This window comes from Methylobacterium gregans (assembly GCF_022179245.1).
GTDB lineage: Bacteria > Pseudomonadota > Alphaproteobacteria > Rhizobiales > Beijerinckiaceae > Methylobacterium > Methylobacterium gregans.
The window spans coordinates 13,309-29,977 of sequence record NZ_BPQM01000133.1 but is presented as its reverse complement, the minus strand read 5'-3'; the positions used below and the strand labels follow the sequence as shown (position 1 = coordinate 29,977).

Annotated in this window: 15 protein-coding genes; 8 read left to right on the top strand and 7 right to left on the bottom strand. The window is 71.3% G+C overall.

The window, feature by feature from the left end; all coding sequences use genetic code 11:
- The 3 genes from MFF54_RS23160 to MFF54_RS23150 form a co-directional block, all read left to right on the top strand.
- The coding region (locus tag MFF54_RS23160; RefSeq protein ID WP_283206314.1) for a Holliday junction DNA helicase RuvB C-terminal domain-containing protein at positions 1-233 on the top strand (233 nt) is incomplete at its 5' end.
- Complete coding sequence (locus MFF54_RS23155) at positions 226-1,170, top strand: metallophosphoesterase (protein WP_238306564.1); 945 nt, start codon at positions 226-228, stop codon at positions 1,168-1,170. The genes MFF54_RS23160 and MFF54_RS23155, both read left to right, overlap by 8 nt.
- A 307-nt stretch (positions 1,171-1,477) precedes the next feature.
- The gene (locus tag MFF54_RS23150) at positions 1,478-2,194 is read left to right on the top strand and encodes a DUF4142 domain-containing protein (RefSeq protein ID WP_238306563.1); all 717 of its coding nucleotides are present in this window, start codon (positions 1,478-1,480) and stop codon (positions 2,192-2,194) included.
- A gap of 61 nt (positions 2,195-2,255) precedes the next feature.
- On the opposite strand, the gene MFF54_RS23145 is transcribed toward MFF54_RS23150, so the two are convergent.
- Positions 2,256-3,266 (bottom strand): 2-dehydropantoate 2-reductase, encoded by a 1,011-nt coding sequence (locus MFF54_RS23145; protein WP_238306562.1) that lies wholly within the window; start codon positions 3,264-3,266, stop codon positions 2,256-2,258.
- Between the two features lie 245 nt (positions 3,267-3,511).
- On the opposite strand from MFF54_RS23145, the gene MFF54_RS23140 reads away from it, so the two are divergent.
- The 5 genes from MFF54_RS23140 to MFF54_RS23120 all read left to right on the top strand — a co-directional run bounded on the left by MFF54_RS23140 (position 3,512) and on the right by MFF54_RS23120 (position 9,901).
- Positions 3,512-3,724: a CsbD family protein gene (locus tag MFF54_RS23140; protein WP_238306568.1), complete on the top strand. Its 213-nt coding sequence runs from the start codon at positions 3,512-3,514 to the stop codon at positions 3,722-3,724.
- A gap of 87 nt (positions 3,725-3,811) precedes the next feature.
- Positions 3,812-4,195 (top strand): CsbD family protein, encoded by a 384-nt coding sequence (locus MFF54_RS23135; RefSeq protein ID WP_238306561.1) that lies wholly within the window; start codon positions 3,812-3,814, stop codon positions 4,193-4,195.
- 202 nt (positions 4,196-4,397) lie between these two features.
- On the top strand, positions 4,398-5,798 hold the full coding sequence (ahcY, locus tag MFF54_RS23130) for an adenosylhomocysteinase (protein WP_238306560.1): 1,401 nt from the start codon (positions 4,398-4,400) through the stop codon (positions 5,796-5,798).
- 321 nt (positions 5,799-6,119) lie between these two features.
- A complete protein-coding gene (locus tag MFF54_RS23125) occupies positions 6,120-8,600 on the top strand; it encodes a sensor histidine kinase (RefSeq protein ID WP_238306559.1) in 2,481 nt (826 codons plus the stop codon).
- A 68-nt stretch (positions 8,601-8,668) separates the two neighbouring features.
- Complete coding sequence (locus MFF54_RS23120) at positions 8,669-9,901, top strand: MFS transporter (RefSeq protein ID WP_238306558.1); 1,233 nt, start codon at positions 8,669-8,671, stop codon at positions 9,899-9,901.
- 99 nt (positions 9,902-10,000) lie between these two features.
- Here MFF54_RS23120 and tolB read toward each other — a convergent pair whose 3' ends face one another.
- From tolB to MFF54_RS23090, 6 genes are all read right to left on the bottom strand, one after another.
- The gene (tolB, locus tag MFF54_RS23115; protein ID WP_238306557.1) at positions 10,001-11,329 is read right to left on the bottom strand and encodes a Tol-Pal system beta propeller repeat protein TolB; all 1,329 of its coding nucleotides are present in this window, start codon (positions 11,327-11,329) and stop codon (positions 10,001-10,003) included.
- A 47-nt stretch (positions 11,330-11,376) separates the two neighbouring features.
- The gene (tolA, locus tag MFF54_RS23110; RefSeq protein ID WP_238306556.1) at positions 11,377-12,729 is read right to left on the bottom strand and encodes a cell envelope integrity protein TolA; all 1,353 of its coding nucleotides are present in this window, start codon (positions 12,727-12,729) and stop codon (positions 11,377-11,379) included.
- A 12-nt stretch (positions 12,730-12,741) separates the two neighbouring features.
- Positions 12,742-13,185, bottom strand: a complete 444-nt coding sequence (locus MFF54_RS23105) for an ExbD/TolR family protein (protein ID WP_238306555.1) — start codon at positions 13,183-13,185, stop codon at positions 12,742-12,744.
- Between the two features lie 34 nt (positions 13,186-13,219).
- Positions 13,220-13,939: a protein TolQ gene (gene tolQ, locus MFF54_RS23100; protein WP_066919516.1), complete on the bottom strand. Its 720-nt coding sequence runs from the start codon at positions 13,937-13,939 to the stop codon at positions 13,220-13,222.
- Between the two features lie 176 nt (positions 13,940-14,115).
- Positions 14,116-14,559 carry a tol-pal system-associated acyl-CoA thioesterase gene (gene ybgC / locus MFF54_RS23095; protein WP_238306554.1) on the bottom strand — a complete coding sequence of 148 codons (444 nt, stop codon included), beginning with the start codon at positions 14,557-14,559 and terminating at the stop codon, positions 14,116-14,118.
- Between the two features lie 116 nt (positions 14,560-14,675).
- Positions 14,676-16,598: a potassium transporter Kup gene (locus MFF54_RS23090; RefSeq protein ID WP_370880178.1), complete on the bottom strand. Its 1,923-nt coding sequence runs from the start codon at positions 16,596-16,598 to the stop codon at positions 14,676-14,678.
- Positions 16,599-16,669: the final 71 nt, after the last annotated feature.

Here is a 16,669-nt window from a genome sequence, read left to right as displayed (position 1 = left end):
CGTTCGGGGGCGGGCCGGTCGGCATCGAGACGATCGCCGCGGCGCTATCCGAGCCGCGCGACGCGATCGAGGACATCATCGAGCCCTACCTGATCCAGCAGGGCTTCGTGCAGCGCACGCCCCGCGGACGCGTCCTCACCCCGCAGGCCTTCCGCCACATGGGTTTGGCCGTCCCCCGCGCCGACCCGAGCCGGCAGCCCGGCCTCTTCCCGGACGACGGCGCCGATGCCTGACCGGCGCCGCGCCGTCACGGTGACGCGTCGGACGGTTCTGCTGGGCCTCGGCACCGCCGCGCTCGCCGGCACCGGAACGACGGCCTACGCGGTCGGCGTCGAGCCGCGCCGGATCGTCGTGACCCGCTACCGGATCCGAACGCCCGCGCCCTGGCCGGCCGGGCGCCGCCTGCGGATCGTGGCCCTCTCCGACCTTCACGCCTGCGAGCCCTGGATGCCGCTCGGCCAGATCGCCGAGATCGTGGCGGTCGCCAACGGGCTCGGCGGCGACGTGATCGTGCTCACCGGCGACTACGTCGCCGGCATGAAGCTCGTCACGGCCACCATCGACGCGGCGCGCTGGGCACCCGTGCTCGGCGGCCTGCGGGCCCCGCTCGGTGTCTTCGCGGTGCTGGGCAACCACGACTGGTGGGAGGACCGCACGGCGCAGCGGCGCGGCGGCGGCCCGACCATTGCGGGACGCGCGTTGGAGGAGGCCGGCATCCGCGTTCTCGAAAATGCGGTGAGCCCGCTCGATCTCGGCGGCGCGACGGTCTGGCTCGCCGGCCTCGGCGACCAGCTCGCGCTGCTGCCCGCGCGCCAGCGCGATCCCAGCCTCCGACGCGGCGTGGACGATCTCGCCGGCACGCTCGCGCAGATCCCCTCGGGCGCGCCCGCGATCCTGCTCGTCCACGAGCCCGACATCTTTCCGAAGGTGCCGCCGCGGGTGGCGCTGACGCTGGCGGGCCACACCCATGGCGGGCAGGTCCGCCCCTTCGGCCGTCCGATCGTGGTGCCGTCGCGCTTCGGAACCCGCTACGCCTACGGCCATGTCCGCGAGCAGACCGATCTGGTGGTCTCGGGCGGCCTCGGGATGAGCGGGCTGCCGGTGCGGTTCGGTATTCCGCCCGAGATCGTCGTGGTCGAGCTCGAGACGGGCAACCAACCCGAGCCCTAGACATGCATCTAGCGCATGCCCGCCGCCGGAATCGAGCACCGATGTCCGCGCTTCCGGGGACCGAAAATTCCAGACCGCAGGTCTGAAGAAATGCAAACGCCTTCGTGCAAGGCTCTAAGAAGGTTTACTTTTCAAACGCTCATGCCTGAGCGGCGGCGCGTGCTGGAGGCCAACGGTGTCCTGTGATCACAGACTTGTGCGCATGCGGAACAGGACTGCATCGCACAAGTTGACGGCGCGACCGTGCTCTTCGGGAGCACCGGCAAAACGAACGTTTCCCAGCACGACCTTCGAGGAAGTACCCGCCATGAAGACGACCGTCCTGGCCGCGCTCGGCCTGTCCGTCGCCGCCCTCGCCACCCCCGCCCTCGCACAGGACGCGCTGCCGCTGCGCATCGGCGCCGACGCGCCGATCGGCGCGGCCGGAACCAACACCCCGGCGTTCCGTGCCGAGGCTCTGCGCTCGGACGCCGCCAGCATCGAGGCGAGCCGCATCGCCCTTGAGCGCTCCCGCAACCCGCGCGTGCGCAACTACGCCAACCGCGTCCTGGTCGAGCGCGAGGCCACCACCAAGGCGCTGCTGCCCGAGGGCACCTCGCTGACCGCGACCGGCCGCGTCGTCTCCGACCGCCAGGGCATTCCGACCCGTCTCGACAACCCGCTCGGCGTCGTGCTGGCGCCCGTGACGATCGCCGCCAATCTCGGCACGAACATCGTCGGCGGCGTGCTCGGCGGCGTCGGTATCGTGGACAACAGCCCGGCCGAGGCCGGCCGCCGCGTGGCGCTCGGCCCGAACGGCCAGGAGCGCATCGCCCGCCTGCAGGCGGCCCGCAACAGCCGCGACTTCGACCGCACCTATATCAGCCAGCAGGCCCGGTCGGACGCCCGCACCCTGGCGCTCTACCAGACCTACGCCCGCAACGGCGACAGCAACGCCGGCCGCACCTTCGCCAACGAGGCGCTGCCCTTCATCGCCGACGAGCACGCCCACTCGGCGAGCCTGGCCGGCCGCATCGGCGGCTGACCGCCCGAACGTCCGAGACGACGGGCAGGGCCGTCCCCGGAAGGGGGCGGCCCTTGCCGTTTCAGGCGGGCTGGACCACGAGCCGGCCGCCTTGCGTCTCCAGGCTCCGCGCCAGGAGCCGCATCAGGGCGTAGACCGTGTCGATGTGCGGCGTCGGCGTGCCGGTGATCCGGCCGAGCTCGATCACGGAGCCGACCAGCGCCTCCAACTCGATCGCGCGGCCCGCCTCCACGTCCTGCAGCATAGAGGTCTTGTGCGCGCCGACCTTCTCGGCGCCCGCGATGCGCCGGTCGATGTCGACCCGGAAGCTGGCGCCGAGCGTGGTGGCGATCGTCTGCGCCTCCGCCATCATCGCGCGCGCCAGCGCCCGGGTCTCGGGGAACTGGCAGATGTCGACGAGCGTCGCGTGGGTCAGCGCCGAGATCGGGTTGAAGCTGAGATTGCCCCAGAGCTTGAGCCAGATCTCCGAGCGGATGTCCTCGATCACCGGCGCCTTGAAGCCGGCGCCGGCGAGCTTCTCCGAGAGCGTCCGCGCCCGCGCGCTCATCGAGCCGTCGGGCTCCCCCAGGGTGTAGCGGTTGCCCTCGACCACGCGCACCACGCCCGGGCTCTCGAGGATCGCGGCCGGGTAGACCACGGAACCGATCACCCGGGACGCGTCGAGGTGGCGCGCGATCTGCCCGCCCGGATCCGAGTTCTCGACCTGCCGCCCCGCCTGCGGACCGTCGTAGCCGTGCAGGAAGTACCACCAGGGGATCCCGTTCTGCAGGGTCACGACCGCGGTGTTCGGCCCGATCAGGTGCTTGAGGTCGGCCGCGATCGGTCCGACCTGATGCGCCTTCACGGTGAGCAGCACGTAGTCGTGCTCACCCGCCTCCTGCATCGACCGGGTGGCGCGCACGTCGCGGGCATGCACCTCCGAGCCGTCCTCCTCGATCAGCCGCATGCCGTTCGCCTGGATGGCCTCCAGGTTCTGGCCGCGGGCGATGAAGGTGACGCGCTCGCCCGCGGCGGCGAGCTTGACGCCGAGTTGCCCGCCGATGGCGCCTGCGCCGACGATCGCGATGCTCATCCGGTCCACCCTGCACTTTTTTGGTATACGGTATACGCAGGAGCTTGCCCGAAACCTGTCTTGCCGTCTTCAGCAAAGAATTCGCCGGCGCTTCAAAAAAACTTCACCGATCACGCATCGGTGTGCGCACGAGCACGCGCGCGCCGGAACAAGGCGTTTGCTTGACCGTTCACGCCACCGAAACGGCCCGCCGCGGCGATCCCGCCGCGATGATCCGGGACCGCAAACCTGACGGGAGCGACGCGATGAGCAGCACCACCGACAAGATCAAGGGTCTGGCCAACGAGGCCGCCGGCAACGTCAAGCAGGGCATCGGCAAGGCCACCGGCAACGAGAAGCTGCAGGCCGAGGGCAAGGCGCAGGAGCTGAAGGGCGAGACCCAGCGCGCCGTCGGCGGTGTCAAGGACGGCGTGAACAACGCCGCGCAGAAGGCTGCGGACGCCGTCAAGGGCCGCTGAGGCCAGCGACCGCCGATCGACCACGGAAGGCCGGCTCAGCCGGCCTTCTTCGTTTCCGGACCCGACATTCCAGACAGAGGGACTGACATGAACCGCGACCACATCGAGGGCGGCGTCCGCAACCTGCGCGGCCGCGCCAAGACCGCCGTCGGCGCCGTGGGCGGCCGGCCGGGCCGACAGATCGAGGGCGCGATCGATCAGGCGGCGGGCGCGGCGCAGTACGCCTACGGGCGCGCCCGCGACACGGCCGAGCATCTCGCCCGCGACGGCCGCCACCTGGCTCACGAGGCGCGCGAGCGCGGGCAGGCGCTCTACGACGAGGCGGAGTCGCGCGGCCGGCACTACCGCGACCGCGCCGAGCGCCACGGTCGCGCGCTGGCGCACCGGGCGAACGAGAACCGCGCCACCACGGTGGCGGTGGTCGCCGCGGTCGCCTTCGGCCTGGGCTGGCTCATCCGCGGCCGCGACTGAGCCGGGAGCCGCCGATCGGCCCCGGCGGACGCCGGGGTCGCTCAGAACAGGTATAAAGACATCTTTATGTCTTGATTGCTTCGTCGGTCTCGACCTGCTACAGGCCTCGCCGACGCGGTCGCGGCCGGCGGCGGGACGAGGGTTCCGCGCGCCGGCCTGCCCGCACCGGACCCAGAGCCTGAGACACGGAGCTTCAGACCCCATGGCCAAGGATTACATCGTCAGGGACATCGGTCTGGCCGATTACGGCCGCAAGGAGATCTCGATCGCCGAGAGCGAGATGCCGGGCCTGATGGCGGTCCGCCAGGAATACGGCCCGAGCCAGCCGCTGAAGGGCGCCAAGATCGCCGGCTCGCTCCACATGACGATCCAGACCGCGGTGCTGATCGAGACGCTGAAGAGCCTCGGCGCCGACATCCGCTGGGTCTCCTGCAACATCTACTCGACCCAGGACCACGCCGCCGCCGCCATCGCCGCCGCCGGCATCCCGGTCTTCGCCGTGAAGGGCGAGACCCTGGAGGAGTACTGGGACTACACCGCCCGCCTGTTCGACTGGCATGACGGCGGCATGCCGAACATGATCCTCGACGACGGCGGCGACGCCACGATGTTCGTGCATCTGGGTCTGCGCGCCGAGAACGGCGACACCGCCTTCCTCGACAAGCCGGGCTCCGAGGAGGAGGAGGTCTTCTTCGCGCTCCTCAAGAAGAAGCTGAAGGAGAAGCCGAAGGGCTGGTTCGCCGGGCTCAGTGAGTCGATCAAGGGCGTCTCCGAGGAGACCACCACGGGCGTGCACCGCCTCTACATCCTCGCCAAAGAGGGCAAGCTGCTCTTCCCGGCGATCAACGTGAACGATTCGGTCACCAAGTCGAAGTTCGACAACCTTTACGGCTGCAAGGAGTCGCTCGTCGACGGCATCCGCCGCGGCACCGACGTGATGATGGCCGGCAAGGTCGCGATGGTCGCGGGCTTCGGCGACGTCGGCAAGGGCTCGGCCGCCTCGCTCCGCAACGCCGGCTGCCGCGTCATGGTCTCGGAGATCGACCCGATCTGCGCGCTCCAGGCCGCGATGGAGGGCTACGAGGTCGTCACCATGGAGGACGCGGCGCCCCGCGCCGACATCTTCGTGACCGCCACCGGCAACAAGGACATCATCACCCTCGACCACATGCGGGCGATGAAGGACCGGGCGATCGTCTGCAACATCGGCCACTTCGACAACGAGATCCAGGTCGCCGGCCTGAAGAACCTCAAGTGGACCAACATCAAGCCGCAGGTCGACGAGATCGAGTTCGCCGACGGCCACCGCATCATCCTCCTGTCGGAGGGTCGTCTGGTGAACCTCGGCAACGCGACCGGCCACCCCTCCTTCGTGATGTCGGCCTCCTTCACCAACCAGACGCTGGCCCAGATCGAGCTCTGGACCAACCCGGGCAAGTATGAGCGTCAGGTCTACACCCTGCCCAAGGCCCTGGACGAGAAGGTCGCGGCCCTGCACCTCGAGAAGGTCGGCGCCAAGCTCTCGAAGCTGCGCCCCGATCAGGCGGCGTATATCGGCGTCGGCGAGAGCGGCCCGTTCAAGCCCGAGCATTACCGCTACTGAGCCTTCCGGCTCCGGGATCCAAAAATTTCTTGAGCCCGACCGGGCCCGGCGCACGCGCCGGGCCCTTTCCGTTTTGTCAAGGCGCGATGGGGTGCTCGGACTGTGTCTTCTGTGCGTCGCGCGCGCGCGGCGTGCACCCGGGCTCCCGGCCTTGCGCGCAAACCCCTTCCGGCGCGATTCGACCCCGCGCTAAGGTGAACCGAATCTTCAGATGAGGTGACGCGCCGGCGATCCGCGAGGACGGCCGGCGGGAACGGTGCCGCGTGCGCCGCGCGATCGCGCGCGCCGGCCTCATCGGCGGTCTATGGGATGAGGCGGGTCATGGGTCTCGAACGGACGGCGCGGCTCGCGGCCCGCGTCGGCGCACTCGTCGTCGGCGCCCTGTTCTGCCTCGGCGCGGCCTGGGCGGCGCCCGCGGATCCGGCCGCGTCGCTCCACATGCACGGCGTGGCCGGGCTCTCGGTGCTCGGCGGCCTGCTGGCCTTCGCCACGATTCTCTCGCTGCTGCACCTGCGCGAGCGCGCGCGCTGGACCCGGCGCGACCGCGAGCAGGCCGCCGCCCTCGACGCGCTGCGGGGCGCTCACGACCGGGCCGAGATGCTGCTCAACGCCGAGCGCCAGATCATCGTGACCTGGAACGCCCGCAGCGAGCCGGTGATCGAGGGCGATGTCGGCCTCGCCTTCGACGGCCGCTCGGCCGCGGGCGCGGCGCGGCGCGTGCTCGCCTTCGGCTCCTGGCTGCTGCCGGCGGATGCCGGCGCGATCGAGGCGGCGGTCGAGGCGCTGCTGGTGCGCGGCACGGGCTTCCACCTCGCGCTCCGCAGCCAGGACGGGCGCAGCATCGAGGCGCAGGGGCAGGCGGTGGCGGGGCGCGCCCTGCTGCGCCTGCGCGAGACCAGCGAGGAGCGCCGCGAGATCGCTGAGCTGCGCGAGACCCTGGACGAGGCCCGCCGGGGCGTGGCCGCGCTCGCCGCGCTCCTCGACGCGATCCCGCAGCCGGTGTGGCGGCGCAACCGCGAGGGGGGGCTCGCCTGGGTCAACATGGCCTACGCGGCGGCCGTCGAGGCGCCCTCCCGCGAGGCCGCCCTCGACCAGGGGCTCGAGTTGCTCGACCGGCCGGCGCGCGAGACGGTGGCCCGGGAGGACATCGCCCGCCGCGGCGCCGGTCCTGCGGTCGCCCGCCTCTCGGCCGTGGTCTCGGGCAGCCGCCGGGTGCTCGACGTGTTCGAGAGCCGCGCCGACACAGGCCGGGTCGGCATCGCGGTCGACGTCTCGGAGCTGGAGAGCGTGCGCGCCGACCTGCAGCGCCAGATGAACGCCAACGTGCGCACCCTCGACCAGCTGCCGACCGCGGTGGCGATGTTCGACGACCGGCAGCGCCTGATCTTCCACAACGCCGCCTACCGCCAGCTCTGGGACCTCGACGCCGCCTTCCTGGAGAACCGCCCCTCGGACGGCGAGATCCTCGACCACCTGCGCGCCCAGCGGAAGCTGGAGGAGCACGCCGATTTCCGCGCCTGGAAGCAGGGTGTTCTGGCGGCCTATCGCGCCGTCGAGGCCAACGAGACCTGGTGGTACCTGCAGGACGGCCGCACGCTCCGGGTCGTGGCCGACCCGAACCCGCAGGGGGGCCTGACCTACCTGTTCGACGACGTCTCCGACCGGGTGAACCTCGAATCGCGCTACAACGCCCTGATGCGCGTTCAGGCCGAGACCCTCGACACCCTGCGCGAGCCGGTCGCGGTGTTCGGCGGCGACGGGCGCCTGACGCTCGCCAACCGGGCCTTCTCGGCCTTCTGGCGCCTCGACCCCGAACTGATCGCCGAGCGCCCGCGCGTGGAGGCCGTGATCGAGGCCTGCCGCCGCCTCGCCCCCGCCGAGGAGCCCTGGCTCGACATCCGCGACCGCGTCGTCGGCCTGGAGAGCCGCGAAGGCCTCGCCTGCCGCCTGGAGGTGGTGGACGGCACCGTGCTCGACTGCACCGCCCAACCCCTGCCGGACGGCGCGACGCTGCTCACCCTCATCGATGTCACGGCGAGCGTGAACGTCGAGCGGGCGCTCACCGAGAAGAACGATGCCCTGGAGAAGGCCGCGCAGCTGCGCGACAGCTTCGTCCACCACGTCTCCTACGAGCTGCGTTCGCCGCTCACCAACATCATCGGCTTCACGCAGCTCCTCGGTGACGAGTCGGTCGGCGCCCTCAACGTCCGCCAGCGCGAGTATTCCGAGCACATCATGCGCTCGTCCGGCGCGCTCCTCGTCATCATCAACGACATCCTCGACCTTGCCTCGATCGATGCCGGCTCGCTCGAGCTGAAGCGCGAGATGGTCGACGTGCCCGCCACCGTCGAGGCGGCGATGCGCGGCATCGAGGACCGGCTGGCGGAATCGCGGCTGACCGTGCAGCTCGACGTGCCGGCCGGCATCGGCAGCATCTACGCCGACGGCAAGCGCGTGCGGCAAATCCTGTTCAACCTCCTGTCGAACGCGGTCGGCTTCTCGCATCCGGGCGAGCGCATCGAGGTGCGGGCGCGCCGCACCGCCACGGATCTCACCCTCAGCGTGCGCGACCACGGCATCGGCATGCCGGCCGAGGTCGCCGCCCTGGTCTTCGACCGCTTCGAGAGCCGCACGCTCGGCACCCGCCACCGGGGCGTCGGCCTCGGCCTCTCGATCGTGCGCTCCTTCGTGGAGCTGCACGGCGGCCGGGTCACGCTCGAATCGAGCCCGGGCGCGGGCACCTGCGTCACCTGCAGCTTCCCGCTGGTCGATCCCGAGGCGCATGTGGAGGCGGCCGAGTAGCCGCCGCTCACGCGGCCGTGCGGCGTCGAGAGGTTGACGCGCCGCGCGCCCGGTCCCAGCAGGGCCGCATGTCCACGCTCGCAAGCACCGGCTGGGCCGTCTTCCGCAACGGCGATTTCCGCCTGTTCGGCGCCGCCCGCTTCCTCACCGGCCTCGCCTACCAGATGCAGGCGGTGGCGATCGGCTGGTTCGTCTACGACCTGACCAAGTCCGCCCTGGCGCTGGGCCTCGTCGGGCTCGCGGGCTTCCTGCCGGCGATGCTGGCCGCGCTGATCACGGGCCACGTCGCCGACACCTACGACCGGCGGCTCGTGGCGGCGATCAGCTTCGGCGTCCAGGCGGCGACGAGCTTCGGGTTGCTGGCCTACGCGCTCTCCGGGGCGCAGGCTGTCTGGCCGGTCTACGCGCTGGTGATCCTCGTCGGCACCGGCCGCGCCTTCGCCAACCCGGCCCTGCAGGCGCTGCTGCCGACGCTCGTCTCCCGCGACCTGTTCGGCGGCGCCATCGCCTGGAACGCCTCGCTCTGGCAGACCTCCTCGGTGCTGGGCCCGGCGGCGGGCGGGCTGCTCTACGCGGCGGGGCCGGCGGTGGTGTTCGGCGGGGCAGGGGCCAGCTTCGCGCTCGCCGCCCTTCTGGTCGCCGCCATCCGCTTCCGTCCCGCGCCCGTCTCCGAGCGCCCGCCGGTGAGCTGGGCGACGCTCTCGGCCGGGCTCGCCTATATCCGCTCGCAGCCCGTGGTGCTCGGCGCGATCAGCCTCGACCTCTTCGCCGTGCTGTTCGGCGGTGCGACGGCGCTCCTGCCGATCTTCGCCGCCGAGGTGCTGCATGTCGGCCCCCTCGGGCTCGGGGCTTTGCGCAGCATGCCGGCGGCGGGCGCCGTCACGATGGCGGTCTGGCTCGCCTACCGTCCGCTCCGCCGCCACGCGGGCGCCCGGATGCTCCGGGCGGTCGCGGTGTTCGGCCTCGCCATCGTGGTGTTCGGCCTCTCGACCTCGCTGCCGCTCTCGATGCTCTGCCTGTTCGTGACCGGCGCGGCCGACATGATCAGCGTCTATGTCCGCCAGAGCTTCGTCCAGGGCGAGACCCCGGACGCCATGCGGGGCCGGGTCGCGGCGGTGAACACGGTCTTCATCGGCGCCTCGAACGAGCTCGGCGAGTTCGAGTCCGGCCTCCTCGCCGCCGCGCTCGGCGCCGTGCCGGCCGTGATCGCCGGGGGCGCGATGACGGTGCTGATCGCGGTGGCCTGGGGTCGGCTGTTCCCGGCCCTGCGGGCGCGGGACCACCTGCTCAAGCCGGACTGACCCCGGGTGTCGAGAGGGGGGCACCCCTCTCGCGGGTCCAGGGCAGAGCCGTGGAAGACGGCCGGGGCTCCGCCCCCGGTTTCCCTCCGGGATCCCCGCTCAGCGCCCCGCGAGCAGCGGCGACCAGGTCGGGTCGGAGGCGTAGGAGGGGGTCGGGACCGGCTGCTCCACCTTGCCGGTGATGTCGACCATGTAGAGCTTGCCGCCGCCCTGGCCGCCCGGATCGCGGAAGAACAGCACGTACTGCCCGTTCGGCGCGAAGGTCGGGCCCTCGTTGTGGAAGCCTTCCGTCAGCACCCGCTCACCCGAACCGTCGGGCTTCATCACGCAGATGGCGAAGCCGCCCTTGCGCTGGCGCGTGAAGGCGATGAGGTCGCCCTTCGGGGACCAGGCCGGCTGCGAGGCCGAGCCCTCGCCGAAGGAGATGCGGCGCGGGTTCGAGCCGTCCGCGCCCATCACGTAGATCTGCTGCGAGCCGCCGCGGTCGGACTCGAACACGATCTGCGAGCCGTCCGGCGCGTAGGTCGGCGAGGTGTCGATCGCCATGCCGTTGGTGATGGAGCGCTGCGCCTTCGAGGCGAGGTCCATCGTCACGATGTCGGCGTTGCCGCCCTGCTGCACGCTCATCACGAGGCGGCGCCCGTCGGGCGAGAAGCGCGGGCTGGCGCTCATCGAGTCGACGTTGCCGACCGCCTGACGCGTGCCGGTCTCGAGGTTGATCACCTGCACCCGGGGCTGGTGGCCCGTGGCCTGCGCCATGAAGGCGATGTCCTGCGTCGCGGGCGAGTAGCGCGGCGCCACGATGGCGTTCTCGCCCGTGGTGATGGCGCGCACGTTGGCGCCGTCCTGGTCCATCACCATCAGGCGCTTGCGGCGGTTCTCCTTCGGGCCGGACTCGTCGACGAACGCGATGCGGCTGTCGAACCACGGGCCGAGGCCGGTGATCTTGGTGTAGACCGCGTCGGAGATCAGGTGGCCGGTGCGCCGCGCGTTGGCCGGGTCGGTGGCGTATTGCTGGCCGGTCATCTGCTGGCCCGAGGTGACGTCCCAGAGCCGGAACTCGACCTTGAGCCGGCCCGCGCCGTCGCGCGAGACGCGGCCCGTGACGAGGCCCTGCACGCCGGTGGCGCGCCACTTATCGAAGCTCGGCGCCGCGTCGAAGGCGGGGTTCTCGGGGAAGCGCCCCTTGTCGAGCGGCGTGAAGTAGCCGGAGCGGCGCAGGTTGTTCGTCACCACGCCGGAGACGAGGCCGCCGAGGCTCGGATCGCCCGCGAAATCCGCGATCGCGATCGGCAGCGGCTGGAAGGCGCCGCCGCCGATGCGCAGCTGGAGCTGCGCCTGCGCGGGCAGCCCGAACAGGACGAGCGCCAGGAAAGCGAGGAGCGTGGCGAGCGGCGCCGTGCGGCGTCGCGGGGAAGCGAGATGCATGGTGGTCGGGTCCGGTCGCTGGATCGGTGCGGGCAGAGTCCCAGGCGTCAGGTCGCCGTGAACTCGAACTCCGCGTTGATGGCTTTCCAGTCGTTGTAGAAGGGCGCGTACTGGGCCGGGATCTTGTAGGGCGCGCAGCGCCGCACGGCACGCAGCGCGGCCTGGGCGATCGACTGGTCGGTCGCGTTCTGGCCCGAGCGCATCACCCGGGGCTCGCTGCCCAGCGACCCGTCCGGGTTCAGGCGGATGTCGAGCACCGGCAGGATCACGCCCTGCGAGGCCCCGGGGGGCGCGGAGTAGCAGCGCTCGATCTGCTGCTGGAGCATGCCGACGAGCGCGTCGCGCATCGAGGGCGAGAGCTTCTGCGACGTGCCGGTGGCGGCACCGAGCGAGGCGACCCGCTGCACGTCGCGGCCCGTCGCGCCCGTCGATTGCGAGGGCGATTTCGAGGCGAGCAGGGACTTGATGTCCCCGGCGTTGAACTTGTCGGCGAGCTCGGCCTGCTTGCGCGCCTTGGCCTCGGCATCCGCCTTCGCCTTGGCGTCCGCCACCGCCTTGGCCTTCGCGGCCTTGGCGGCGGCCTCGGCCTTGGCGGCCGCCTCGGCCTTCGCCTTGGCGGCGGCCTCCGCCTTCTCGCGCTCGGCCTCCGCCTTGGCCTCGGCGAGCTGCTTCTGGTGCTCGGCCTCCTTGCGCTCGGCCTCCGCCTTGGCGGCCGCGTCCGCCTTGGCCTTCGCGGCCGCCTCGGCCCTGGCCTTCGCGGCGGCGTCCGCCTTGGCCTTCGCCTTGGCTTCCGCCGCGGCCTCGGCCTCCTCGCGCTCGATCAGCTTGGCGAGTTCCTCGCGCTTCTCGGCCTCCGCCTTGGCGGCCTCGGCCTTGGCCTTGGCTTCGGCCTTCGCCGCGGCCGCCTTCTCGGCAGCGGCTTTCTCCGCGGCCGCGGCCTTGGCGGCCTTGGCGGCCTCGGCCTTCTCCGCCGCGGCCTTCTCGGCAGCCTTCTCGGCAGCCTCCGCCTTGGCCTTGGCGTCCGCCTTGGCCTTCTCCTCGGCGGGGTCCGGCTCGCTCATGCGCAGGGCCATCGCGTCGGCGTTGGCGACCTTCATGTCGGCGGTGCGGGTGGGCGCGGTCGGCGAATCGACCTTGGCGTTCTCCGGCTCGCGCTCCTCGAACTTCTCCGCCTGGCGGTCGGCGCGGGGCTTGGCGTCGGAGAGCGGCTTCTCGGCGTTGCGCTCGCCCTTGGTCAGCTCCGAGAACTGGTTCTCGGTGATCACCTCGACGGGCACGCCCTCCTGCGCCTCCGGCAGGGCCGGGGCCGAGATGCCGATGATCGCGGCGGCCACCACGGCGACGTGGGTGCCCACCGAGATCCAGACCCCCGGTTCCCTGCGGTCGAGCTTGAGTGCCACGCTGGCGCCCCGTTATCGCTGGTCGGGCTCGGTGACGAGGGCGACCTTGCGGAAGCCCCCGCCGGTGACGATCGCCATCACCTGGGCGACGCGGCCGTAATCGACGCGCTTGTCGCCGCGCACGAAGACCCGCTCCTCCGTGCCGGCCTTCGAGGCCTCGGTGAGCTTCGGCACGATCGTGTCGTCGGAGAGCTCGTCCTCGCCGAGGAAGACCTGGCCGGTCTGGCGGATCGACAGGGTGATGGGCTTGGTGTCGGAGTTGAGCGGCGCCGCCTTCGATTGCGGCAGGTCGAGGGGCACGCCGACCGTCATCATCGGGGCTGCCACCATGAAGATGATCAGCAGCACCAGCACGACGTCGATGAACGGCGTCATGTTGATCTCGTTGATGGCGCCGCCGCGGCGCCCGCCGCGCCGCCGCCTCGTGCCGGCCTTGCCGCCCGCTGCCATGCCCATGGGTTCGGATCCTTTGAGTTCGGGTCCTGCCGGGTCAGGCGGCGAGCGAGAGGCGCTCGTCGATCTGGCGGGACAGGATCGCCGAGAACTCGTCGGCGAAGCCCTCCAGCCGCGACTGGGCCTTGGCCACCTCCGCCTGGAGCTTGTTGTAGGCGAGCACGGCCGGGATCGCCGCGAACAGGCCGATCGCGGTAGCGAACAGCGCCTCGGCGATGCCCGGCGCGACGACCGCGAGCGAGGTGTTCTTGGAGGCCGCGATCGACGTGAAGGCGGTCATGATGCCCCAGACCGTGCCGAACAGGCCGATATAGGGACCGGCCGAACCGATCGAGGCGAGGAAGAGCAGGCGCGACTCGAGGCGCTCGACCTCGCGCTGGATGGTGACGTCGAGCGTCTTGTCGATGCGCTGGCTGAGCGACTGGATCTGCCGGCCCGAGCCCTCGAACGAGCGCTTCCACTCGCGCATGGCGGCGACGAACACGGCCGCGAGGCCGGTGGCCGGGCGGTCGTTGAAGGAGCGGAACAGCTCCTCCAGCGAGCGGCCGGACCAGAACGCGTCCTCGAAGGAATCCATCTCGGCGCGGGTGCGGCGGAACAGCAGCGTCTTGTCGACGATGATCGCCCAGCACCAGACGGAGGCGCTGAGCAGGCCGACCATCACGATCTTCACGACGAAGTGGGCCTGAAGGAACAGGCCGAGCAGGCTCATATCGGCGACCGGTGCGTGGACCGCCATGGCGTCGGCTGGATTCATGGACCTGTTCCTCGGTGCCCGGGGCGCGCCCGTACCGAAGCGGGCAAGGCTCGCGCTCGGGCCAAATCGTCGAACGATTTCAACGGCAATCGCCGCCGAACGTGTCGAAGTTAGGGCCGCGCGGGGGCAGGCCGCTCCGCGGGAATGCGTGAGGATCAGTTAAGGCCCTGGCAGGGTTAAGAATTGGTGTCCGCGGAGGGCGCACCTGCGGGCGTGAGCGTCTGCCGCAGGCGCTCCGGCAGGCGGATCGCCCGGCCGCCGCGCACGCAGGCCACCACCACCTCGGCGCGGACCAGAGCCTCCTCGCCCCGCATCACGGCCTGGCTGAGATGCATCGAGGCGCCGCGCAGCTCCCGCGTCGCCGTGACGATCGTGAGCGCATCATCCATGCGGGCGGGCTTGAGGTAGTCGATCTCCATGCGGCGCACCACGAAGACGAGGCCGTCCGCGTCGCGGTGCAGGTCGGACTGGTCGCCCGCGAGATCCCGCAACAGCTCGGTACGGCCGCGCTCCATGAAGCGCAGGTAGCTCGCGTGGTAGACGAAGCCCGAGAAGTCGGTGTCCTCGTAGTAGACCCGCACCGGCAGCCGGTGCGCGTCGGGGCGTGTCGTCGGATCCATGGATAGCCGGGTCTCGGGAGACGCCGTTGTCTAGCGACTCGGGCGGTCGATGGCGAGGGTGGTCGCTCCGGGGTCGAGGCCGGGAGCCGGCGCAGGCGAGGGCACGACGGGCCCCGTCAGATCTCGATCTCGGTGCCCACCTCGACCACCTGCCGGGTCGGCACGCAGAAATAGGCGCCGGTGCGCTCTGCGTTGCGCTGCATGAAGGCGAACAGGTTCTCCCGCCAGGGCATCATGCCCCGGTCGTCGCTCTTCGGGATGACGGTCTCGTGCCCGATGAAGACCGTGAGGTCGTCGAGGATCGCCGCCGGCAGGTGCCGGTGCTCCACGGCGCAGCGCAGGCCCTCGGGTATCGAGGCGTCCTCCATGAAGCCGTAGCGCAGGATCAGCCGGTAGAAGTCGGGCGCCAGCAGGGTGGCGCGGGCGCGCTCGGTTTCCGGCACCGTCGGCGTCTCCTCGTAGAGCGCCGTGACGATGACGACGCGCCGGTGCAGCGCGTGGCTGCGCTCGACGAAGCGCGAGAGGTGCAGCGGGATGCCGTGCGTCGCCGCCGACAGGAAGGCGCCGGTGCCGGGCAGGCGGACGATGTCCCGGTGCTGCAGGTTCGTGAGGAAGGCCGATTCCGGCTGGCGCAGCTCGACGCGCGCCTCCTCGATGAGCTGGTTGCCGCGCCGCCACGTCAGCATCATCAGGGCGACGAAGCCCGCGAGCACCAGCGGAAACCAGCCGCCCTCGAACAGCTTCACGCTGTTGGCGCTGAGGAAGACCAGATCGATCAGCAGGAAGAAGCCGTTCACGGCGATGACCGCGGGCAGCGCGTAGCCCCACCGGTGCGCGATGAGGGCGGCCAGGATCGTGGTGATCGCCATCAGCAGCGAGACCGCGATGCCGTAGGCCCCGGCCAGCGCGTCCGAGGTCTCGAACACCACCACCGCCGTCAGCGTGGCGGCGGCGAGCAGCCAGTTCACCGCCGGCACGTAGATCTGGCCGCGCTCGTCGGGCGCCGTCTGGACGATGCGCATAGCCGGCAGGAAGCCGAGCTGGATCGATTGCTGGGTCAGCGAGAACACGCCCGAGATGATCGCCTGCGAGGCGATGACGGTGGCGAGCGTGGCGAGCCCGATCAGCGGGTAGTGCGCCCAGTCCGGGGCGAGGCGGTAGAACGGGTTCTCGATCGCGTCCGGCTCCAGCAGGAGCCCGGCGCCCTGGCCCAGGTAGTTGATCACGAGGGCGGGCAGCACGAGGGCGAACCACGAGACCCGGATCGGCCCGGCGCCGAAATGGCCAAGATCGGCGTACATCGCCTCGCCGCCGGTGACCGCCAGGAAGGCCGCGCCCAGCATGGCGAAGCTCACGCCCCAGCCGGCATGGCCCATGAACTCGACCGCCTTCAGCGGGTTGGCGGCCGCCAGGATCTCCGGCCGGTGCCAGATGCCGCCGAGGCCGAGCAGGACGAGCACGCAGAACCAGACCAGCATCACCGGGCCGAACATCCGGCCGATGAAGGCGACGCCCTTGCTCTGCACGAGGAACAGGGCGACGAGGATCGCCAGCGTGATCGGCACCACGAAGCGCCCCAGGGCGGGCGCGTCGACCTTCAGGCCCTCCACCGCAGAGAGCACCGAGATCGCGGGCGTGATCGCGCCGTCGCCGTAGAGGAGGGCGGCGCCGACGAGGCCGACCACGAGGAGCAGGCTCTGCCAGGAATGCGGCCGGGCGTGGCGGGCGCCGAGCAGCGCCAGCATCGCCACGATGCCGCCCTCGCCGCGGTTGTCGGCGCGCAGGATCAGCACCGCGTACTTGATCGAGACGATCAGGATCAGGGCCCAGAGGATCAGCGAGACCGCACCCGTCACCGCCGCCGGGTCGGCGCTGTGAGCGCCGGGATGCGCGGCGCGCACCGCCTCCTTGAAGGCGTAGAGCGGGCTCGTGCCGATATCGCCGTAGACGACGCCGAGCGCCCCGAGCAACAGGGCGGGCTTCAGTCCGCCGCGCTCCTCGCCGGCCTCGCTCCCCGCGCGGACCTCGCTCTGGCTCACTGTCGGCTCCGGGCAGGCGCGACCCGATCCGGGTCTGTCGGGCGCTACAACGCGCGACCGGGCTCCGCGGT